This window comes from Streptomyces albidoflavus, assembly GCF_000719955.1.
Lineage (GTDB): Bacteria > Actinomycetota > Actinomycetes > Streptomycetales > Streptomycetaceae > Streptomyces > Streptomyces albidoflavus.
Genome location: NZ_JOII01000019.1, coordinates 20,754 through 41,264 on the forward strand (window position 1 = coordinate 20,754; position 20,511 = coordinate 41,264).

Here is a 20,511-nt window from a genome sequence, read left to right on the forward strand (position 1 = left end):
CGACCAGGGTGTCGAGGCGCGGCGGAAAATCCCGGACGTCGTGCCGGGTGCGCGTGCGACGCTCCCGTGCATGGACACCATCACCTCACGCGACGACCTGATCCGGTACACGGACGCGGGCGGGACGGTGAAGTATCTGCCCTTCTGGGGCCACGCGCCCCGCCGCGACGGCCGACTCGGCGCGAGCTGCCTCAGCCAGTGGTGGCCCTCCCCGTTCACCGTGGCCGGAATCCGCTACGAGACGGCCGAACACTGGATGATGGCCGGCAAGGCCCGCCTCTTCGGCGACGCGGAGGCCGAACGCCGCGCCCTCGACGCCGCCACCCCCGCCGAGGCGAAGATCGCGGGCCGTCTGGTGCAGGGCTTCGACGAAGCGGTCTGGAACGGGGCCCGCTTCGCTCTGGTCACGGAGGGCAGCACCCACAAGTTCGCATCCGACCCCGCGCTTCGGGCCTTCCTCGTCGGGACTGGCGAGCGCGTCCTGGTCGAGGCCAGCCCTTTGGACCGGATCTGGGGGGTCGGTCTGGCCCGGGACGATGAGCGGATCGGTGATCCGAGGAGGTGGCGGGGGTTGAACCTGCTGGGGTTCGCGTTGATGGGGGCGCGTGATCGGTTGCGGTGAGGGGCGCGGCGGGGCGGGCGCGGGACGGCGCTGAAGGTACGGGGCGAGTGGGTGCGGCGGGGAGATACGGGCCGACCCGCCGTGTGTCCCGCCGTCGGAAAGGCCGCCCCGCGTGCACCGTACGTCGCGTGCGACCTGCGGTTTTGCTGTTCGGCGCGGGGCGCTGCGGCGCGCCGTACGGGGCGACGGCGCGCGCTCCGCTACGAGGCGGCGGCCTGGACGGGGCGCCCCGTCGCGATCAAGGCGAGCGCTCCGCGCCGCCTCCCCTCAGCGAACCGACGTCGCCGAGTACCCACCCTCGTCCACGCGCCCGTCCACGTCCTCGCCGGCCGTACTGACCACCAGAACCAGCACCAACGTTCCCAGCACCAGCGCCACACCCCCGCAGATCATCCCGGCGAGGGCCTGACCACGGTTGCCTGCCTCGCCACGCCGCGCCCGGGCGTGGCCGATGCCGCCGAAGATCAGGGCGAGCACTCCCAGGATCATCGCTAGGGGGAAGGCCAGGAAGAGGACGAGGCCGATGATGCCGAGGGCGAGGCTCGCATCGCCCATACCGTTCCGGAGGCCGGTCGGCCAGCCCCAGCCGGGGTGCGCGTACGGAGCGGGGTAGCCGCCGGGGCCCGCCCCGTAGCCGGACCCGTACGGGGAGGGCGGCTGGGCGGACGGGCCGTACGGAGGGGGCACGGGGCCCGCGTGGTACGCCCCGTACGCGGCGGGTCCCAGCGCCTGCCCGTGCGACGGCGAGGGTCCGACGGGGGCGGGGCCGGGGCCTTCCGGGCCGATCGGCGGGGGTGGTACGGGGCTCGCGGAGGCAGGCGGTGTAAGGGGTGCCGCCGCGGCGTAGGGGCTACCGGGGGCGTACGGCGCGGGCGGCGCGAACTGCGACACGTAGCCGCCAGGCACCGCGCCCAGCGGTTGCGCCCCGTACGGAGCCGCGCCGGGCGAGCGCTCCGCAGGGTTCGGCGGAGCCCACAGGTCGAGCTGCTCCCTCGGCGCCATAACGGCGCCAGCCGCTGCCCCGGCGTCGGACCCCAGTGCCTGAGGCTCGGGGGCATGTGACTCCGGCGCGCCAGGCGCCACGGCTGCCGCGTCCGTGCTCTTGGTCAGCGACAGGCTCGCTTTCGGCGCGCTGGCCGGCGGCGTCCCGCCCGGCCGCTCCGGCGCCCCGTCAGCCCCGTCGGCATCCGCCCCGTGCTCCCCCGCCGCAGGCTCCGCGGTGCCCTCGGCCGGAGCCTTCAGCTCGATCACCGTGGCGGGGTGCTCCTCTTCGGCTTCTTCGCGACGCCGCTCGGCCTGCTCTTCGTTCTCGGGCATCGCGCCCACCCCCTCGTACCGGTGTCCGATCATGCTACGGGCAGCCCGGCAGGGGGCCGGCCTGTGCCTAGGATGGCTCCGGCCCGCCCGGGGGCAGACTCCGGACGGCGGAGCCTGGACCAGTTGCCGGAGGACACCGTGACCGATCTGCACGCCTTCATCGCGGGCCTGCCGAAGGCCGAACTGCACGTGCACCACGTGGGGTCGGCCTCCCCACGCATCGTGGCCGAGCTGGCGGCCCGGCACCCGGACTCGGCAGTGCCGAGCGACCCGGAGGCGGTGGCGGACTACTTCACGTTCACCGATTTCGCCCACTTCATCCAGGTGTACCTCTCGGTGGTCGACCTGATCCGGACGCCGGAGGACGTACGTCTCCTGACCTTCGAGATCGCCCGCGACATGGCGCGGCAGAACGTCCGGTACGCGGAACTGACGGTGACTCCCTACAGCTCCACGCGCCGGGGCATCGACGAACGGGCCTTCATGGAGGCCATAGAGGACGCCCGGAAGGCCGCGGAGGCGGAGTTCGGCGTCGTTCTGCGCTGGTGCTTCGACATCCCCGGCGAGGCGGGGCTCGAGTCGGCCGAGGAGACTCTGCGGCTCGCCCTCGATCTGCGTCCCGAGGGCCTGGTCTCCTTCGGGCTGGGCGGACCGGAGATCGGCGTTCCGCGGGCGCAGTTCAAGCCGTACTTCGACCGGGCGATCGAGGCGGGGCTGCACAGCGTGCCGCACGCCGGGGAGACGACGGGCCCCGAGACCGTCTGGGAGGCGCTGCGCGCCCTGCGTGCCGAGCGCATCGGACACGGCATCAGCTCCGCCCAGGACCCGGAGCTGCTCCGGTACCTGGCGGAGCATCGCATTCCGCTGGAGGTCTGCCCCACCTCCAACGTGGCGACCCGCGCCGTGACCGAGATCGGGCTGCACCCGCTGAAGAAGCTGGTGGACGCCGGCGTACTGGTGACGATCAACAGCGACGACCCGCCGATGTTCGGCACGGACCTCAACAGCGAGTACGACGTGGCCGCCCGGCTACTGGGCCTCGACGAACGCGGTGTCGCGGAGCTGGCCAAGAACGCCGTCGAGGCCTCCTTCCTGGACCAGGCCGGCAAGGACCGGATCACGGCGGAGATCGACGCGTGGACGGAGAGCTGGCTCGCCCAGGGGTGAGCCACGGCGGCGGCACAGCGCCGCGTCGGGCAGCATGGAGCCCATGTCCACCGCGCACCGCACGAACTCGCCCCGCGGCACGGCCCCCACGCCGCCCCGCACCGTCGCCGTGGCCCATCGGGGCGACCCGTACCAGATCCGGGAGAACACGCTCCCCTCACTGCGCTCCGCGCTCGACCGCGGGGCGGACGCGGTCGAGGTGGACGTACGGGTCACCCGGGACGGCGTTCCGATGCTGCTGCACGACGCCACCCTGGAACGGCTGTGGGGGCACGAGCGGCGCCTCGCCTCCTTGTCGGCCGACGCAGTCACCGATCTGACGGCCGGCAGGCTGCCGCGCCTGGACGAGGCGCTGCGCGTGACCTTGGACAGCAGGCTCATGATCGACCTGCCGGGCACACCGTCGCGTCGCGACGTCGCCGCGATGGTCGGCACGGTGCAGGAGTCCGGGGCGGCCGACCGCGTGTACTGGTCGGGGGACGCCGCGACCATGCTCCAGGTGCGGGAGCTCGACGGGGAGGCGGAGATCGCACTGACCTGGACGACGTTGGCGCCGCCACGCCCGGCACTGCTCTCCGCCGTGCGGCCCCGTTGGCTCAACTACCGGTTCGGCCTGGTCGGCCGCGACCTGGTGGACCGAGTCCACCGGGACGGCCTGCTGATGTCCGTCTGGACCCCCGACACGAAGCGCACGATGCGCCGGCTGCTGGCCCTGGGCGTCGACTCCGTCACCACCAACCGGATCGACGTCCTACGAGGACTCCTCGGACCTGCGGCGCGGCCAGGGGCGGTCACGTAAGGGTTGGCGTCGCGGCGTTGCCCTTACCGTTACGCCGCACGGCCGCCCCGTGACCGCACGGGGCGGCACCGTGGCCGCCCCCCGTCAGGCGCGCGCTCCGAACCGACTGCCACGTCCCGACGCCTCACAATCCCGCAAGCGCGTTCCACCGCTTCCCGAACTCCCTGCGCTCCGCGGACGTGATGTCCCGGGCGATCACGAGCCGTCGGCGCATCGCGTCGTCCGGGAAGATGAGCGGGTCCTCGGCGAGCGCGGCGGTCTCCGCGTCCCGCGAAGAGGCGAGGACGTCGCGGGCGGCGGGTACGGGGCACACGTAGTTGACCCAGCCGGCCAGCTCCGCCGCCACCTCGGGGCGGTAGTAGTGGTCGACGAGGAGTTCGGCGTTGGCCTTGTGGCGGGCGAGGTTGGGAATCATCAGCGACTCGGCCCAGAGTTCAGCGCCCTCCTCCGGGACCACGAACTCGATGTCCGGATCGTCGTTCTGGAGCTGGATCACGTCACCGCTGTACGCCTGGCACGCCAGGACGTCACCGGCGGCCAGGTCCTTGATGTAGTCGTTGCCGGTGAACCGCCTGATGTGCCCGGCACGGACCAGCCCCTCCACGCGGTCGCACATCCGGTGGAAGTCGTCGGCGGTCCAGCGAGCGATGTCCACGCCGTCCCCCTGCAGGAGGAGCGCGAACGCCTCGTCCATCCCTGACAGCAGCGTGACCCGGCCCCGCAGATCCTCCGCCCACAGATCGGAAACCTGCCGGATCTCCCGTCCGAGCCGTCGCCGGTTGTACGCGATGCCGGTGATGCCCGACTGCCACGGCACGGAGAACCTGCGCCCCTCGTCGAAGTGAGGCCCGCGCAGCAACGGGTCCAGGTGACGGGCCACGTGCGGCTGGCGCGAGCGGTCCATCTCCTGGACCCAGCCGAGCCGCACGAATCGCGCGCACATCCAGTCGCTGATGACCACGAGGTCCCGGCCGGTCTCCTGATGGTTCATCAGCGAGGGGCTCACCTTGCCGAAGAACTCGTCGTTGTCGTTGATCTCCTCCGTGTAGGTGACGGCGATGCCGGTCCTGCCGGTGAACGCGTCGAGTGTGGGACGACGCGTCGGCCGGTCCTCGGAGGTGTCTATGTAGAGCGGCCAGTTGGCGAAGTGCAAGGACTTGTCCCGGGCGGACTCGTCGCGTCTCGCGCGGCCTTCCGGGGCGACGTAGGCGGCAGGCACGCCGCAGGAGGTGAGTGCCGCGCCGGCGGCCGCGGCGGCGAGAGCGCCGAGCAGGGAACGACGGGGCGGAGAGTTCCTCAGGTTCGTTCGCACCAGCGCAGGATGGCGCCGGTGCCTGGGCGCGGGCAATGGACGTTCCGTCGATCGCCGGGCTCCGAAGGGGCACGCCCTGCTCATGGCACGGGCCGCACCTGGTACGCCCTCGCGCCCCGCTCCGATGCTGCGCCGCGCGGTACGGACGCCGCCACGGGGCGCGCCCCATGCACTCCTCCCCTAGCCGCAAAACGCCTGGTCGCGCGCCCAGTAGACGCTCCGTACGGGGCGCACTCACCACGGTGCGGCCCGCCCCGAAACGTGGCTCCGTGACCCGCCCCGTGAAGCGGACCCAGGGCGCCGCCCAGCACCCCCCTAGGGATGAACCCTTTCGCCACCTTGCCCCTGACAGGCCTTCAGGAACGCGAATCTCCGGGTACGACCCCGTCCCAAGTGATGATCCCAACCACACCCGCGCTCAGCAGGATGGCCATGTCCACGCCCCACCCGCGCAGTCGCCGCTTCCGCCTCCAGAACGGGCCGACACCGCGCCGGGCAGGCCGTCGCGTTCGCCCAGCCTCCGAGGAGACTCCGCCATGCACCGTCGCACCACTGAGACCACTACGCCCCGTACCGCCCCGTCGCCCCGCACGTCCCCGCGACGCCGCACACGCCGCGCCGCCGCACCGTACGGGGCGGCGCTCTGCGCCGTCACCACGCTCACGCTGCTCGGCACGGCCACCCTCCCCGCAGCCGCCAACGCCCCCGTAGCAACGGTCCGCACGGCGACGGCCTCCACGCAGTCACCCGCCGCAGCGCCCGTCGTCACCCGCGACGACCACCCACGCTCCGAGGCACTGCGCTCCGCGCTCGTCGGGCTCCCGGACGACGAGGCGACCGCGGCCGTGGTGCTCGCGGGAGGGAGGGACGGGCGGTTCGAGGGCTCGGCAGGCGTCAGGGACATCCGGAGCGGACGGGCGGCCCTGGCCGACGGACGCATCCGGGCCGGTTCGGTGACCAAGGTCGTCAACGCCTCGGTCGTCCTGCAACTCGCCGCCGAGAACCGGCTGAGCCTCGACAGCACCGTCCAGGAACTCCTCCCCGGCCTGCTGACCGACGACTTCACCCAGCCGGTCACGGTACGGAACCTGCTGAACCACACCAGCGGCATCCAGGCCGGTGCCGGCCTCAACGGACCGTGGGAGGAGCAGTACGCGCACCGTTTCGACCGTCTCCCCGTGGCGGAGGTGGTCCGCACCGCCGTCGCCAAGGGCCCCGCCTTCGCCCCGGGCGAGCAGCAGCAGTACCTGAACATCAACTACACCCTGCTCGCCCTGATCGTGGAGAAGGTCACGGGGCATCCCTTCGAGGCGGAGGCCACCCGGAGGGTGCTGCGGCCCCTCGGAATGCGCGCCAGTTACTTCCCCGGCGACGAGGTGGGCATCCGGGGCGCGCACAACCGCGGCTACCAGCTGGTGGACGGCGTCCGCGTGGACGTGACCCGATGGCGGATGACCGACCGCTGGGCGGCGGGCGACCTCGTTTCGTCCCCCGCCGACCTCGAGCGCCTCCTGGTCGGCGTGTTCACGGGCAAGGCGGTGCCCCGGTCCCAGCTGGAGGAGATGTTCACCGTGCCGGACATCGACGGGGCCACGATGAGCGCCGGCCTGGAGCGGTTCGACCTCGGTGACGGCAAGGTCGTGTGGGGCAAGAGCGGCGCACGCCCCGGCTACAACGCCGGGATCGCCGCCACACGGAACCTGTCCCGCACCGTCGTCTACGGGGTCACGGGCACCACGGCGAAGGAGTCGGGCGGCCCCGTCGCGGCACGGTTCGGCATCCCGGCGTTCGGCTGACCCGAACGCCCCGCACGGTGCGCGACGGGGCGCCCGCCCCGCCCCGTACGCCCCGACGTACCGCGCCCCGCCGCCCGCCCCGTACGCCGCCCCGTACCTGCGCAAACGCCGCCCCGCAACGCCCCGTGAAACGCGCACCGGCGCCGCCCCCTGAACGGGGCGGCGCCGGTGCGCGTCCATCGACCGCTTCGCGGGGCTCAGCTCTCCAGCGACGTCATCACGTGCTTGACGCGCGTGTAGTCGTCGAAGCCGTACGCGGACAGGTCCTTGCCGTAACCGGACTTCTTGAATCCGCCGTGCGGCATCTCGGCGACCAGCGGGATGTGGGTGTTGATCCACACGCAGCCGAAGTCGAGGTGGCGCGAGAGGCGCATGGCCCGGCCGTGGTCCTTGGTCCACACCGAGGAGGCGAGGGCGTACTCGACGCCGTTGGCGTACGCGAGGGCCTGGTCCTCGTCGGTGAAGGACTGGACGGTGATGACGGGGCCGAAGACCTCGTTCTGGATGATCTCGTCGTCCTGCTTCAGGCCGCTGACCACGGTCGGGGCGTAGAAGTACCCCTTGTCACCGACCCGGTGGCCGCCCGCCTCGACCTTGGCGTGGGCCGGGAGGCGGTCGATGAAGCCGGAGACCTTGGCGAGCTGGTCGGCGTTGTTGAGGGGGCCGTACAGGACGTCCTCGTCGTCGGGCTGCCCGGTCTTGGTGTCGGCCGCGGCCTTGGCGAGCGCGGTGACGAAGTCGTCGTGGACCGACTCGTGGACCAGGACGCGGGTGGCGGCGGTGCAGTCCTGCCCGGCGTTGAAGAACCCGGCCTCGCTGATGCCCGCGGCAGCCGCGGCGATGTCGGCGTCCTGGAAGACCAGGACCGGCGCCTTGCCGCCCAGCTCCAGGTGGACCCTCTTGAGGTCCTTGGCCGCCGACTCGGCCACCTGCATGCCGGCCCGCACGGAGCCGGTGATGGAGGCCATCGCCGGGGTGGGGTGCTCGACCATGGCGCGGCCGGTGTCGCGGTCGCCGCAGATGACGTTGAAGACGCCCTTGGGCACGATCGACCCGATGATCTCGGCCATCAGCACGGTCGACGCCGGGGTGGTGTCGGAGGGCTTGAGGACGACGGTGTTGCCCGCGGCCAGCGCCGGGGCGAACTTCCAGACGCCCATCATCATCGGGTAGTTCCACGGGGCGACCTGCGCGCAGACGCCGATCGGCTCGCGGCGTACGAAGGAGGTGAGCCCCTCCATGTACTCGCCTGCGGAGCGTCCCTCGAGCATCCGCGCGGCGCCCGCGAAGAACCGGATCTGGTCGACCATAGGAGGGATTTCCTCGCTCCGGGTCAGGCCCAGCGGCTTGCCGGTGTTCTCCGACTCCGCGGCGATCAGCTCCTCGGCGCGCTCCTCGAAGGCGTCGGCGATCTTCAGCAGGGCACGCTGCCGTTCGGCGGGGGTGGTGTCGCGCCAGGCGGGGAAGGCGGCCGCGGCGGCCTCCATGGCGGCGTCGACGTCGGCCTGGCCGGAGAGCGGCGCGGTCGCGTAGACCTCACCCGTGGCGGGGTTGATGATCTCGGTCGTACGCCCGTCGGCGGCGTCCTTGAACTCCCCGGCAATGTAGTTGCGCAGCTTGCGCGCCTGTCCCAGCTCGGTCACTGCCGGCCTCCTGTCGGATGTCCAGTGGATGAGACACCCACCCTAATCCGTGCGCCGACGTTTTCAACATGGCCAACCCCCAGCATCTGCGAAATCGGTACCCGATCGACGCCGCGACAACGAATTACATCGGTGCAGCCTTGCGAAACCGACGAGACCTCGTGCACAGTGAGGCCGTGGCCAGTCGAAGCGCAGACTCCAGGAACGGGAGCGGTTCGTCGTCCGTCGACGCCGTCTCCCTGGCAATCATCGAGCAGCTCCAGGAGGACGGACGCCGCCCCTACGCCGCGATCGGCAAAGCCGTCGGCCTCTCCGAGGCGGCCGTACGCCAGCGCGTCCAGAAGCTGCTGGACCAGGGAGTGATGCAGATCGTCGCGGTGACCGACCCGCTCACCGTGGGGCTGCGACGCCAGGCGATGGTCGGCATCAACGTCGAAGGCGACCTCGATCCGGTCGCCGAGGCACTGTCGGCCATGGCCGAGTGCGAGTACGTGGTGATGACCGCGGGCTCCTTCGACCTGATGGTGGAGATCGTCTGCGAGGACGACGACCACCTGCTGGAGACGATCAACAAACGCATCCGGGCCCTCCCCGGTGTGCGCTCCACCGAGAGCTTCGTCTACCTGAAGCTCAAGAAGCAGACCTACATGTGGGGAACCCGATAGCCGTGAGCAAGGACCTCAGCCGAACCGCGTACGACCACCTGTGGATGCACTTCACGCGCATGTCGTCGTACGAGAGCGCACCCGTTCCCACCATCGTGCGGGGCGAGGGCACCTACATCTTCGACGACCAGGGGCGGCGATACCTGGACGGACTGGCGGGACTCTTCGTCGTGCAGGCCGGACACGGCCGCACCGAACTGGCCGAGGCGGCCTCCAAGCAGGCGCAGGACCTGGCGTTCTTCCCCATCTGGTCGTACGCCCACCCGAAGGCGGTCGAACTCGCCGAGCGGCTGGCCCACGAGGCACCGGGCGACCTGAACAAGGTCTTCTTCACCACCGGCGGCGGCGAGGCGGTCGAGACCGCGTGGAAGCTGGCGAAGCAGTACTTCAAGCTGACCGGCAAGCCGACCAAGCACAAGGTCATCTCCCGCGCCGTCGCCTACCACGGCACGCCGCAGGGGGCGCTCTCCATCACCGGACTGCCCGCCCTCAAGGCCCCGTTCGAGCCGCTGGTGCCGGGCGCGCACAAGGTCCCGAACACCAACATCTACCGCGCTCCGCTCTTCGGCGACGACCCCGAGGCGTTCGGCCGCTGGGCCGCCGACCAGATCGAGCAGCAGATCCTCTTCGAGGGCCCGGAGACCGTCGCCGCCGTCTTCCTGGAACCGGTGCAGAACGCCGGCGGCTGCTTCCCGCCGCCGCCCGGCTACTTCCAGCGCGTCCGCGAGATCTGCGACCAGTACGACGTGCTGCTCGTCTCCGACGAGGTCATCTGCGCCTTCGGCCGGCTCGGAACCACCTTCGCCTGCGACAAGTTCGGCTACGTCCCGGACATGATCACCTGCGCCAAGGGCATGACCTCGGGCTACTCCCCCATCGGCGCCTGCATCATCTCCGACCGCCTCGCGGAGCCCTTCTACCAGGGCGACAACACCTTCCTGCACGGCTACACCTTCGGCGGCCACCCGGTCTCGTCCGCGGTCGCCCTGGCCAACCTCGACATCTTCGACCGCGAGGGCCTCAACCAGCACGTCCTCGACAACGAGGGCAACTTCTTCGCCACCCTCCAGAAGCTCCACGACCTGCCCATCGTCGGCGACGTCCGCGGCAACGGCTTCTTCTACGGCATCGAACTCGTCAAGGACAAGGCCACCAAAGAGACCTTCACCGAGGAGGAGACCGAACGCGTCCTCTACGGCTTCCTCTCCAAGGCCCTCTTCGACAACGGCCTGTACTGCCGCGCCGACGACCGAGGCGACCCGGTCATCCAGCTGGCCCCGCCACTGACCTCCGACCAGTCGACGTTCGACGAGATCGAGGGCATCCTGCGCACGGTGCTGACGGAGGCTTGGACGAAGGTCTGACGGGGGGGGCTTCGCGGAGCGGATGCCGGGTTCGGGACGTAGGGGGCGCTGCGCGGCGTGGTGCCTTACTGGACGGGGCGGGCGGCGTGACGGGGCCGGCGCCGTGCGGCGTACGGGGCGCCCGGCGTACGGCGCCCGCCCCGTTGAAGCGTCGCTACTTATAAGGGCGCCGCGCTGGGCCAGAGTATAGGGGCGCTCCGCGGCGCTGACCCTTACTGCGGCGTGCTGGGCAGACACCCGGTACTGGGTACCCCCGCCCCGCACGGCGCAGTAAGGGGCACGGAGCCCCGAGTTCCCTTACGGCACCGCGCGCCGTCGCGCAGAACCGTGCAACGCCGCCGCACCTCGCCCTAGCCCCGCTCCCCCGCCCGGCCCACCGCCCCGCCGGACGGAGCCCGCCCAGCCCCGCCGCCGATACGGCGGACCTCCATCCCCCGCACCCCCGACGGCCCGGTGCCACCCGTTCGAGTGAGAACGCGCGGCATCGGGCCGTGTGGGTGCGACGGGCCCCCCGCGCGTCCCTAGGTTCCCTTCCGTAGGGCGACCGCCCCGTGCACCGCGCCTGTCCCGCCCCGTGGGCCTGCGGAGCCGAGCTGGCCGCACCGTGCTCACGGAACCGAGGTGTCACCATGGCGGCCCCACCCGACAACGACGTGGTGCGGGCCGTCGGCCTGCACCACGCGCATCACGGCTCCCCCGTCCTCGCGGACGTCACCCTCGGGGTCCGCGCGGGCGAGATCCTCGCGGTCACGGGGCCCCGGGCCGGCGGCAAGACCACACTGCTGCGCTGCCTCTCGGGCCAGCTCGTCCCCGACACGGGGGAGATCTGGTTCGACGAGATGCCGGTCCACAGCCTCACTCCCTCGCAGCGTGAGCGGTTCCGCCGCGAGCACCTGGGGTGGATCGATTCGGAACCCCACCTGGTTCCGGAGCTGAGCGCCTGGGAGAACGCCGCGCTCCCCCTGCTGCTGCGCGGTACGCCGCGACGTGCCGCGAAGGCCGCCGCGATGGAGTGGCTCGACCGGTTCGATCTCGGCCCGCTGGCGCGCAAACGTCCGCACGCCCTGGCCTACGGGCAGCGCCAGCAGGTCTGCGTCGCGCGGGCCATCGCCATGGAGCCCGCCGTGATCCTCGCCGACGAACCCACCGTGGCGCTGCGCCGCCCCGAACGGGCCCACGCGCTGCGCACCCTCACCTCCGCGGCCCGTTCCCACGACATCACGGTCGTCATCGCCACCTCCGACGCGGACACCGCGTCCGTCGCCGACCGCACGGTGCGGCTGAGCGACGGCCGGGCCGACGCCGAGGCGCCCGACGCCCCCGAGCAGGAAGGCCGGGCAGCGTGCTCGCTCTCCGTCTGACCCGCGGCGCCCACCCGTTCGTCCTCTGTGGCCGACTCCTGGTCGCCGCGGCGTCGGCGGGTACGGGCTTCCTCATGCTGAGCGCCCTCAGCCACGCCCTGGCGCATCCCGGGGCGGCCGGCGCCCTGCTCCGGCTCGCCTGGTGCGTCGTCCCACTGACCGCCACGGTGTACTTCGCCGTCGCCATGGCTCGCAACGACCCCGCCACGCGCCCCCGCGAGGGCCTGTCCTCCGTCGGGCTCGGCCCCGCGGCGCTGGCCGGCCTCGCCGCGGCGTCCACGGCGCTGTCCAGCCTGCTGGGCTCGGTGGTGGCACTGCTGTTCTTCCTGCACCTGCGGGGCGACCTGACGGGGCTGCCGTTCGACGGGGCGGCCGCTGGGATGCTCGCCGCGGACCAGCCGCTGCCGCTGGCCGCCGTGCTGACCCTGCTCGCGATCGTCCCCGCCGTGGCGTCCCTCGCGACCGCCGTGGCACTACGCCCCCGCGCGGGGCGGCCTGCCCCCACGGCGCCGCGGACGGAGCCCCCCACGCCGCTGCCCGTACCATCAGGACTCCCCTGGGGCGTCGCCCTGCTGGCGACGGGGCTGGCCGTGGAGAGCTGGGCGGCGGGCGGTACGTCGCGCGACGGCGGCGTACCGCTGCCCGGCGGCGTGGAGTCGGGCGCGCTCGGCGGCGTACTCGGCTGGCTGCTCACCGCGCTGGGCCTGGCGCTCGCCGGACCTGGCCTGACCCACCTCTGCGGCCGGGTGCTGCAGTCGGCGAAGCCGGGCGCGGTACGGCTGCTGGCCGGGCGCGGCCTCCAGGAGGAGGCCACCCGCATGGGCCGCCCCGTGGGCGTGGTCTGCGCCGTCGCGTCGGGCGCACTCGCTTCCGCCACGCTCTACGGGGCGGGCACCGGCACCGCCCCCGCAGGGCCGCTGACGGCGCTCGGCGGCGTACTGGTGGCCGGATGCGCCCTCGCGACCCTGCTCAGCGCAGGCGTCGAGGCCAGGAGGTCGCGTGCGTCGGCCAACGCGGCGCTGTTGCGGCTCGGCGCCCCCGCCTCGGCGCTCCGCAACGCGGCGGCGCTCCGTGCCGTAACGCTGATCGCGGTCTTCGTCCCACTCACCTGGGCAGTGGCGACCCTCGCGGCGGCGCCGCTACGCGGCTGAGCCCCGCAACCCCCGTACGCCGCTTCGCACGCCCCACGCGACGCGCGGAGCGCGGAACGGCGACCCACCACCGATGAGTTCCGCCCCCGCCCCCGGTCCAACACCATGAACGCAGGAAACCTCCGGGCCACCTGCACCGCAGGACGGCGGCCGTGCCGCCCTCCGCCTACCAGTGGGGACAGCCATGTACCAGCAGATGATTTTCGTCAACCTCGCGGTGAACGACCTGGAAGCGTCGAAGAAGTTCTTCACCGAGCTGGGTTTCGCCCTCAACGAGCAGTTCTCCGACGACAGCACCGCGTCCGTCGTGATCAGCGACGCCATCGTACTGATGATCATGAAGAAGGAGCGGTTCGGTCAGTTCACCAAGAAGCAGATCGCCGACTCCTCCCAGACGGTCGAGGCCCTCCTGGCGCTGAGCGCCGAAAGCAGAGAGAAGGTCGACGAGCTCGTCGACAAGGCGATCGCCTCCGGGGGTGCCCCCGCCGGCGAGACCCAGGAGCAGGGCGACTTCATGTACGGCCGGGCCTTCTTCGACCCGGACGGTCACCACTTCGAGGTCGTCTGGATGGACCCGTCGGTCATCGAGGGCTGAGCAGCCGTCCGGGCCGTACGAGCCGATCCTGACCGGCCCTGAGGGGCGCGGAGGCGGCAACTCGCCGCCTCCGCCCGTCGCCCGACGGGGCAGCCAAGCGCTCCCGGAGCCGCCCCGGTACGTCAGTCACCCAAAGCTGGCGCGCTCCAGCCAGAACTCCAGGAATGAGCGGTCGCCGCGCACCTCGACCTCGTCACTGGTCAGGGGAAGGCGTCGGTAAAAGGCGAGCATCAGTTCGGTCATGGGTCCGCGCAGTTCCACCGTGGCTCCGTCGCTGTGCTCCGGCCGTACCGCGAACCCGTCGTCCGTGAGCTCGATGAGCCATTCCCCGCGTACGCCCGGCGCCGCGTCCGTCGCGTGGAGGTGCAGGGTGCGTCCGCCACCCCGCAACTCTCCGGCGGGGTCGGCCGGCTGGACCCGCTGCACGTACGCGACGATCTCCAGCCACTCGTCAACCGCGTCCGCGGCCAGCTCGGCGTCGGCGGCGAACGGCACGCCCGCCGCGATGCAGGCGTCCGCGCGATGGACCAGCAGCTCCTGTGTGAGCCGCCTGGCCCAGAAGCTGGAGCTCTGCTCCCAGGACCAGGTCCACATCTGGCGCCCCGGACCCGCCTCCCTCAACGCCTCCGCCGCGGCCTCGGCACCCTCGGCCAGCCACGCGTCCAGGGCCCCGGGCCCGTCCTCGGCCGGCGGCCCCGCGAACTCCGGAACCGCCTCGTCCGGCACTTCGGCCGATGCGCGGGTCCGTACGATCTCGTTCATCCACCGGGTGGCACCGCCCACGTGTACGGCGAGGTCACGCAGCATCCACTCCGGGCACGTCGGGACACGCGCCTGGAGATCGGCTCCGGCCAGCGCCTGCCGCAGCAGTCCCGTCTGCACGGTCACCTCGTCGCAGTACCGGTCGTACGAGAGATCTCTCTGAGTCATGGCCGGAGCGTAGCCCCCGCTCCGAGGACGGTCACCGGCTTTTCCCGCCCCGTACCGCGGCGTACGGGGCGGCTGCGGGGCCCGCCCCGTCTCAGCCGAGGACGACCACGTCGTCCGGGTCGAAGGCCACGCCGACCTCGGCCCCGGGCGCCGGCGCCTCCCGCAAGGTGCACGCCGCCTCCAGTCTGGGCCCCGTCGCCGGGTCCAGCGCGAGCGAGACATGGGTGCCCCGGAAGGTCCGCGCGGCCACGGTGCAGGCCAGCCCCCGGTCCGGCTCCACGAGGCGTACGCCGGTGGGCCTGACCAGCACTTCGCGCTCCCCGTGCGGGGACCCGGGCGGTACGGGCAACTTGCCCCAGGGCGTGTCCGCGACGCCATCCGCCACCTTGGCCGCGACAAGGTTGTCGAAGCCGATGAACCGGGCCACGAAAGCGTCGGCGGGCCGCTGCCACACCTCCAGCGGCGTCCCGGACTGGGCGATGCGCCCCTCCCGCATCACCACCACGCGGTCGGCCAGCGCGAACGCCTCCCCCTGGTCGTGCGTCACCGCCAGCACCGTCGTCCCCAGCGTGCCGAAGAGTTCCCGCAGTTCGATCACGAGACGCTCGCGCAGGCTCCGGTCCAGCTGGCCGAGCGGCTCGTCGAGCATGAGCAGGCGAGGGCTGGGCGCCAGGGCGCGGGCCAGGGCGACCCGCTGCTGTTCACCGCCGGAGAGCGTGCTGACGACGCGCCCCGCGGCGCCGGGGAGGCCCACCAGCCGCAGCAACTCCGCCACGCGCGTGTGCTGCTCCTCGCGCGTCGCCCCGTGCATACGCGGCCCGAAGGCGATGTTGCCTCCGACGTCGCGCTGAGGGAAGAGCTGGTGGTCCTGGAACATGAGCCCCACGCCCCGTCGGTGCGCGGGGACTCCCGCCTGGTCCCGCCCCTCCAGCCGTACCCGCCCCGAGTCGAGCGCCTGGAGTCCCGCCACGGCGCGCAGCAGAGTGGACTTCCCGCTGCCGCTCGGCCCGAGCACACAGACGATCTCGCCTACCGCCACCCGGAGGTCGACCGCGCCGAGCGCGGGGTACGCCGCGTCGGCGAACCGCACCGAGGCCGCCTCGATCTCGAGCAGCGGCGCGCCAAGGGACGTGGCGGCGTCCCGCTCCGCCTGCGCATCCGCACGGGGCGCGTCCGAACGCCGTGGTGTGCCAGCCATCAGAATGCTCCGGTTCAGTCGAGCGCCCCGGCCGTGCCCGCTCCCCGGGACAGCGGGCGGACCCGCTCCAGGAGCAGCAGGGAGACGACGCAGACGATCATGAGGATCGTGGACAGGGCCATGGCCTGTCCGTAGTTGAGGTCACCGGCGCGGCCCAGCAGCCTTGCCACGGCGACCGGCAGCGTCGGGTTGTCGGGGCGTGCGATGAAGACGGTCGCTCCGAACTCGCCGAGGGACACGGCGAACGCGAACCCCGCGGCGACCAGCAGCGCCCGGCGTACCAGCGGCAGGTCCACCTCCCGCCAGGCCCGCCACGGCGACGCGCCGAGCACGGCCGCAGCCTCCCGCAGCCGGCTGTCCACCGCGCGCAGTACGGGCAGCATGGTCCGCACCACGAACGGCACCCCGACGAGCGCCTGGGCCAGCGGCACCAGAATCCAGCTGGCCCGCAGATCCAGCGGCGGCCGGTCGAGGGCGATCAGGAAACCGAACCCGACGGTCACTGCGGACACCCCCAGCGGGAGCATCAGCAGCGCGTCGAATCCCCTGGTGAACGGACCCGCACGCCGCGTCAGCGCGGCGGCCGCGAGTCCCCCGACGAGCAGAGCGATGAGCGTCGCCACGGCGGCGTACTGGAGCGAGTTGGCGACGGCGTCGATCGGCGGTACGAGGAACGCCCCGCCGTCCGCCGACATGAGGGCGCGGAAGTAGCCCAGCCCGTACCCGCCCGGGGCGTCGAGGGCCCGCTCCACCAGGACGCCGAGCGGCAACAGGATCAGGACGGCCACGGTGGCGAGGACGAAACCCAGCAGAATCCGCTGCCCCGTCCCCCGCACGCGGCGCACCGCGTACGCCGCGTCGACCAGGCTGAGGGCGCTCTCGCGGCGCCGCACGGTCCAGGCGTGAACGGCGAGGATGGCCCCGACCGCGGCGAACTGCACCAAGGTCAGGACGGCTGCGGTGGGCAGGTCGAGCAGTTGCGCGGTCTGCCGGTAGATCTCCACCTCGAGCGTGGCGAAGCCCGGCCCGCCCAGGATCTGCACGACGCCGAACGAGGTGAACGTGAACAGGAAGACCATCAGCGCGGCCGCGGCGACGGCAGGGCCGAGAGCGGGCAGCGTGACGGTGCGCCACGCCCGGAACCGGGAGGCACCGAGCATCCTGGCGGCTTCCTCCTGCCGCGGGTCGAGCTGGGCCCACAGGCCGCCGACGGTGCGGACCACGACGGCGTAGTTGAAGAAGACGTGGGCCAGGAGGATGGCCCACACCGTGGTGTCGAGGCGCAGGCCCCACAGGTCGTCCAGCAGCCCGCCGCGTCCGAGGAGCGCCAGGAAGGCCGTCCCGACGACGACGGTGGGCAGGACGAACGGGACCGTCACCACGGCCCGCAGCAGACTCTTGCCCGGGAACTCCAGTCGCGCGAACACGTACGCCGCGGGCATGGCGACGACCAGGATCAGCCCCGTCGATGCGAGCGCCTGCCAGAGGGTGAACCACAGCACCTGCCCGATGTCCGGGTCGCCCAGCACCTCCCCCAGCGCACCGAACTGCCACGCCCCGTCCTGCCGCAGCCCCCTGCCGACGATGGCGGCGACGGGGTACGCGAAGAAGATGCCGAAGAAGACCACGGGAACGGTCATCAGAGCGCCCCGCGCCCAGCTTCCACTGCGCGCGCCACCTGCGACAACGTGGCGACGGGGCAGCCGTGGCCAGCGGCCCCGTCCCGGCCCGCGCGGCGCCTTCGGACCGCGCCCCGTGCCGGGCGCCCCGTCGGCCCCGTCGGCCCCGTCGGCCCCGTCGGCCCCGTCGGCCCCGTCCGCCGCGCTCACGTCGCGGACGGGGCCGGAGCCGGCGCGCCGCGCCGTCACTTCACCACGAGCGAGGTCCACGACTTGACCCACACCTCACGGTTCTCGGCGATCTTCTCCGGCTCGAGCGAGCGGGCCCGGTCCGCCTCCGCGCCGAACTCCGTGAAGAGCTTCGGCAGCTTCGCGTCGTCGGCCACGGGCCGGACGAACATCTGCAGCGGCAGATCCTCCTGGAACGTCTTGCCGATCAGGAAGTCCAGCAGCTTCTTCCCGCCCTCGGGATTCTTCGCCCCGTCGAGGAGCCCGGCGAACTCGATCTGCCGGAAGCAGGTGTCGGTCAGCACCCCGGTGGGGGCCTCATCGGGCTGCGGGTCGGCGTACAGCACCTCCACGGGCGGGCTGGACGCGTACGAAACAACGAGGGGCCGGTCGCCGCCGGCCTTCTTGCCGCCGGCCGAGCCCGAGAACTCCTCGTTGTACGCCTGCTCCCAGCCTTCGACGACCTTCACGCCGTTGGCCTTGAGCTTCTTCCAGTAGTCCTGCCAGCCCTCGTCGCCGAACTCGGCAGCCGTCCCGAGCAGGAAGCCGAGCCCCGGCGAGGACGTGGCGACGTTCTCGGTGACCAGGAGGTTCTTGTACTTCGGGTCGGCCAGGTCCTCGAAGGTGCGCGGCGGGTCGAGCTTCTTGTCGGCGAAGTAGCTCTTGTCGTAGTTGACGCAGATGTCGCCGGTGTCGACGGGCGTGACCCGGTGCTTCTCCGCGTCGAGCTGGTACTCCGCCGGGACGCGGTCCAGCCCCTTCGCCTCGTACGGGGCGAAGACGCCGTTGTCGACGGCGCGGGAGAGCAGCGTGTTGTCCACGCCGAACAGGACGTCGCCTTGCGGGTTACCCTTGGAGAGGACGGCCTGGTTGACCGCCTGCCCGGCGTCGCCGCTCTTCAGCACCTTGACGGTGTAACCGGTCTTCTTCTTGAACTCGGCGAGGACGTCCTTGGAGACGTTGAACGAGTCGTGCGTGACCAGAGTGACCTGCTTCGACTGCGCTTCGTCGGCGCCGTCGCCGGAACCGCAGGCCGTCACGGCGAACAGACCGGCACAGGCCACCAGCGCGGTCCTGGCGGCGTTGCGTGCGATGGGCACTGGATTTCCTCCTGGGTATGCCAGGAAGAGACGCGGCCTTGCCCTGGCGCCGGCGGACCGGCGCCAGGGCAAGGCGCAACAGCTTGAGTGGTCCGAACTTCCTACCCGGAATGACCCGGGCGAGGTTCAGAGGGTCTGCGGCCTTTACGTGGGATCACGTGGTGCCGCACTCTCAGCGCTGTGGCGCTCCCCTGTCGGAATATGTATGTGTGCGGGGCCAGGATACTCGCGCACACGCCCCGCACTCGAACGGCTCCCCGCCCCGTACGGGGCGGGGCACGCTCAGCGCTCCGTGGCGGCGAGCTGCCCGCAGGCCCCGTCGATCTCCTGGCCGCGGGTGTCCCGCACCGTGACCGGCACGCCGTGCGAGGCGATGGCCTCCACGAACGCCTTCTCGTCCTCGGGCCGCGAGGCGGTCCACTTGGAACCCGGGGTCGGGTTGAGCGGGATCAGGTTGACGTGCACGCGCTTGTTCTTCAGCAGCCGCCCGAGCAGGTCACCGCGCCACGCCTGGTCGTTGATGTCGCGGATCAGGGCGTACTCGATGGAGACCCGGCGCCCCGACTTCTCCGCGTACTCCCACGCGGAGTCGAGGACCTCGCGGACCTTCCAGCGGGTGTTGACGGGGACGAGCGTGTCGCGCAGCTCGTCGTCGGGGGCGTGCAGGGAGACCGCCAGGCGGCACTTGAAGCCTTCGTCGGCGAACCGGTGGATGGCCGGGACCAGGCCGACGGTGGAGACGGTGATGCCGCGCTGGGACAGCCCGAGGCCGTCGGGCTCCGGGTCGGTGAGGCGCCTGATCGCGCCGGTGACGCGGTTGTAGTTGGCGAGCGGCTCGCCCATGCCCATGAAGACGATGTTGGACAGGCGGGCGGGGCCGCCGGGGACCTCACCGTCCCGCAGCGCCCGCATCCCGTCGACGATCTGGTGCACGATCTCGGCGGTGGAGAGGTTACGGTCCAGTCCGGCCTGCCCCGTCGCGCAGAACGGGCAGTTCATGCCGCAGCCGGCCTGCGAGGAGATGCACATGGTGACCCGGTCCGGGTAGCGCATGAGCACAGACTCGACCAGCGTGCCGTCGTGCAGCCGCCACAGGGTCTTGCGGGTGGTGTCGTCGTCGCAGGAGATGTGGCGGACGACGGACATGAGGTCCGGCAGGAGCTCACTGCGCAGCTTCTCGCGGGAACCTGCGGGAATGTCGGTCCACTCCGCAGGGTCGTGCGCGTAACGGGCGAAGTAATGCTGCGACAGCTGCTTGGCGCGGAACGGCTTCTCGCCGATCGCGGCCACGGCTTCCTTGCGCTCGGCGGGCGTGAGGTCGGCGAGGTGCCGCGGCGGCTTCTTGGCCCCGCGGGGCGCGACAAAGGTAAGCACTCCGGGTGCGGGCGGTGCCATGGGCGGAAGACTCCTCAGGACGGCGAAGGCCGGGGCACCCGCGGAGACGCGGCGCGGCATCGTCCGACGGTGCGGGGCAGGAAAAGGCCCGCTGCTGGACGGCGCGGGCTCTTCCAGGGTAACGGAGTACCGGACGTACCGGCCCCGCCACCGTCAAGCCCTCGGTGCGCGCCCCGTACGGTGCGCGCGACCTGCGGAAACCCGACGCGACGGGGCGGGTACGGGGCACCCGACGCCCCCCCCGTACGC

The 20,511-nt window shown here is 72.1% G+C and carries 17 protein-coding genes; 9 read left to right on the forward strand and 8 right to left on the reverse strand.

What is annotated here, in order from left to right:
- The first annotated feature begins 70 nt into the window (after positions 1-70).
- Positions 71-622 (forward strand): riboflavin biosynthesis intermediates N-glycosidase, encoded by a 552-nt coding sequence (gene ybiA / locus IF45_RS0119810; protein WP_008410159.1) that lies wholly within the window; start codon positions 71-73, stop codon positions 620-622.
- 267 nt (positions 623-889) lie between these two features.
- Here ybiA and IF45_RS33980 read toward each other — a convergent pair whose 3' ends face one another.
- Complete coding sequence (locus tag IF45_RS33980) at positions 890-1,177, reverse strand: DUF4190 domain-containing protein (RefSeq protein ID WP_234364528.1); 288 nt, start codon at positions 1,175-1,177, stop codon at positions 890-892.
- Positions 1,178-2,077: 900 nt separating this feature from the next.
- Between IF45_RS33980 and IF45_RS0119820 the strand changes: the two genes are divergently transcribed.
- Both IF45_RS0119820 and IF45_RS0119825 read left to right on the forward strand, forming a co-directional pair.
- Positions 2,078-3,106, forward strand: coding sequence for an adenosine deaminase (locus IF45_RS0119820; RefSeq protein WP_015507021.1), 1,029 nt, complete (start codon positions 2,078-2,080; stop codon positions 3,104-3,106).
- Between the two features lie 43 nt (positions 3,107-3,149).
- Entirely contained in the window at positions 3,150-3,905 is a 756-nt protein-coding gene (locus IF45_RS0119825; protein WP_030308688.1) for a glycerophosphodiester phosphodiesterase, read from the forward strand.
- A 124-nt stretch (positions 3,906-4,029) separates the two neighbouring features.
- Here IF45_RS0119825 and IF45_RS0119830 read toward each other — a convergent pair whose 3' ends face one another.
- Entirely contained in the window at positions 4,030-5,253 is a 1,224-nt protein-coding gene (locus IF45_RS0119830; RefSeq protein WP_078842897.1) for a polyamine ABC transporter substrate-binding protein, read from the reverse strand.
- A gap of 500 nt (positions 5,254-5,753) precedes the next feature.
- Here IF45_RS0119830 and IF45_RS0119835 point away from each other — a divergent pair, with 500 nt between their 5' ends.
- Complete coding sequence (locus IF45_RS0119835; RefSeq protein WP_030308692.1) at positions 5,754-7,013, forward strand: serine hydrolase domain-containing protein; 1,260 nt, start codon at positions 5,754-5,756, stop codon at positions 7,011-7,013.
- A 197-nt stretch (positions 7,014-7,210) separates the two neighbouring features.
- On the opposite strand, the gene IF45_RS0119840 is transcribed toward IF45_RS0119835, so the two are convergent.
- On the reverse strand, positions 7,211-8,656 hold the full coding sequence (locus IF45_RS0119840) for a gamma-aminobutyraldehyde dehydrogenase (RefSeq protein ID WP_008409424.1): 1,446 nt from the start codon (positions 8,654-8,656) through the stop codon (positions 7,211-7,213).
- 176 nt (positions 8,657-8,832) lie between these two features.
- On the opposite strand from IF45_RS0119840, the gene IF45_RS0119845 reads away from it, so the two are divergent.
- The 5 genes from IF45_RS0119845 to IF45_RS0119865 all read left to right on the forward strand — a co-directional run bounded on the left by IF45_RS0119845 (position 8,833) and on the right by IF45_RS0119865 (position 13,792).
- Positions 8,833-9,321, forward strand: coding sequence for an Lrp/AsnC family transcriptional regulator (locus tag IF45_RS0119845; protein WP_003951151.1), 489 nt, complete (start codon positions 8,833-8,835; stop codon positions 9,319-9,321).
- On the forward strand, positions 9,306-10,685 hold the full coding sequence (locus IF45_RS0119850; protein ID WP_030308694.1) for an aspartate aminotransferase family protein: 1,380 nt from the start codon (positions 9,306-9,308) through the stop codon (positions 10,683-10,685). The genes IF45_RS0119845 and IF45_RS0119850 overlap by 16 nt, the downstream gene beginning before the upstream one ends.
- 629 nt (positions 10,686-11,314) lie before the next feature.
- Positions 11,315-12,046 carry an ABC transporter ATP-binding protein gene (locus tag IF45_RS0119855; RefSeq protein ID WP_030308696.1) on the forward strand — a complete coding sequence of 244 codons (732 nt, stop codon included), beginning with the start codon at positions 11,315-11,317 and terminating at the stop codon, positions 12,044-12,046.
- Positions 12,028-13,197 carry a hypothetical protein gene (locus IF45_RS0119860; RefSeq protein ID WP_030308698.1) on the forward strand — a complete coding sequence of 390 codons (1,170 nt, stop codon included), beginning with the start codon at positions 12,028-12,030 and terminating at the stop codon, positions 13,195-13,197. The genes IF45_RS0119855 and IF45_RS0119860 overlap by 19 nt, the downstream gene beginning before the upstream one ends.
- A 184-nt stretch (positions 13,198-13,381) precedes the next feature.
- On the forward strand, positions 13,382-13,792 hold the full coding sequence (locus tag IF45_RS0119865) for a VOC family protein (RefSeq protein ID WP_008409418.1): 411 nt from the start codon (positions 13,382-13,384) through the stop codon (positions 13,790-13,792).
- A 126-nt stretch (positions 13,793-13,918) separates the two neighbouring features.
- Here IF45_RS0119865 and IF45_RS0119870 read toward each other — a convergent pair whose 3' ends face one another.
- The 5 genes from IF45_RS0119870 to rlmN all read right to left on the reverse strand — a co-directional run bounded on the left by IF45_RS0119870 (position 13,919) and on the right by rlmN (position 20,262).
- On the reverse strand, positions 13,919-14,722 hold the full coding sequence (locus IF45_RS0119870) for a maleylpyruvate isomerase family mycothiol-dependent enzyme (RefSeq protein WP_030308700.1): 804 nt from the start codon (positions 14,720-14,722) through the stop codon (positions 13,919-13,921).
- 91 nt (positions 14,723-14,813) lie between these two features.
- Positions 14,814-15,920, reverse strand: coding sequence for an ABC transporter ATP-binding protein (locus IF45_RS0119875; RefSeq protein WP_030308702.1), 1,107 nt, complete (start codon positions 15,918-15,920; stop codon positions 14,814-14,816).
- Positions 15,921-15,934: 14 nt separating this feature from the next.
- A complete protein-coding gene (locus IF45_RS0119880) occupies positions 15,935-17,560 on the reverse strand; it encodes an ABC transporter permease (protein ID WP_030308705.1) in 1,626 nt (541 codons plus the stop codon).
- Positions 17,561-17,784: 224 nt separating this feature from the next.
- Entirely contained in the window at positions 17,785-18,867 is a 1,083-nt protein-coding gene (locus IF45_RS0119885; protein WP_030308707.1) for a thiamine ABC transporter substrate-binding protein, read from the reverse strand.
- Positions 18,868-19,149: 282 nt separating this feature from the next.
- Positions 19,150-20,262, reverse strand: a complete 1,113-nt coding sequence (rlmN, locus tag IF45_RS0119890; protein WP_003951142.1) for a dual-specificity RNA methyltransferase RlmN — start codon at positions 20,260-20,262, stop codon at positions 19,150-19,152.
- Positions 20,263-20,511: the final 249 nt, after the last annotated feature.

Bases quoted from the DNA above. Each gene is read 5' to 3' on its own strand.
- ybiA (WP_008410159.1), top strand. From the start codon at position 71: ATGGACACCATCACCTCACGCGACGACCTGATCCGGTACACGGACGCG.
- IF45_RS0119855 (WP_030308696.1), top strand. From the start codon at position 11,315: ATGGCGGCCCCACCCGACAACGACGTGGTGCGGGCCGTCGGCCTGCAC.
- IF45_RS0119865 (WP_008409418.1), top strand. From the start codon at position 13,382: ATGTACCAGCAGATGATTTTCGTCAACCTCGCGGTGAACGACCTGGAA.
- IF45_RS0119825 (WP_030308688.1), top strand. From the start codon at position 3,150: ATGTCCACCGCGCACCGCACGAACTCGCCCCGCGGCACGGCCCCCACG.
- rlmN (WP_003951142.1), bottom strand. From the start codon at position 20,262: ATGGCACCGCCCGCACCCGGAGTGCTTACCTTTGTCGCGCCCCGCGGG.
- IF45_RS0119880 (WP_030308705.1), bottom strand. From the start codon at position 17,560: ATGACCGTTCCCGTGGTCTTCTTCGGCATCTTCTTCGCGTACCCCGTC.
- IF45_RS0119870 (WP_030308700.1), bottom strand. From the start codon at position 14,722: ATGACTCAGAGAGATCTCTCGTACGACCGGTACTGCGACGAGGTGACC.
- IF45_RS0119875 (WP_030308702.1), bottom strand. From the start codon at position 15,920: ATGGCTGGCACACCACGGCGTTCGGACGCGCCCCGTGCGGATGCGCAG.
- IF45_RS0119835 (WP_030308692.1), top strand. From the start codon at position 5,754: ATGCACCGTCGCACCACTGAGACCACTACGCCCCGTACCGCCCCGTCG.
- IF45_RS33980 (WP_234364528.1), bottom strand. From the start codon at position 1,177: ATGGGCGATGCGAGCCTCGCCCTCGGCATCATCGGCCTCGTCCTCTTC.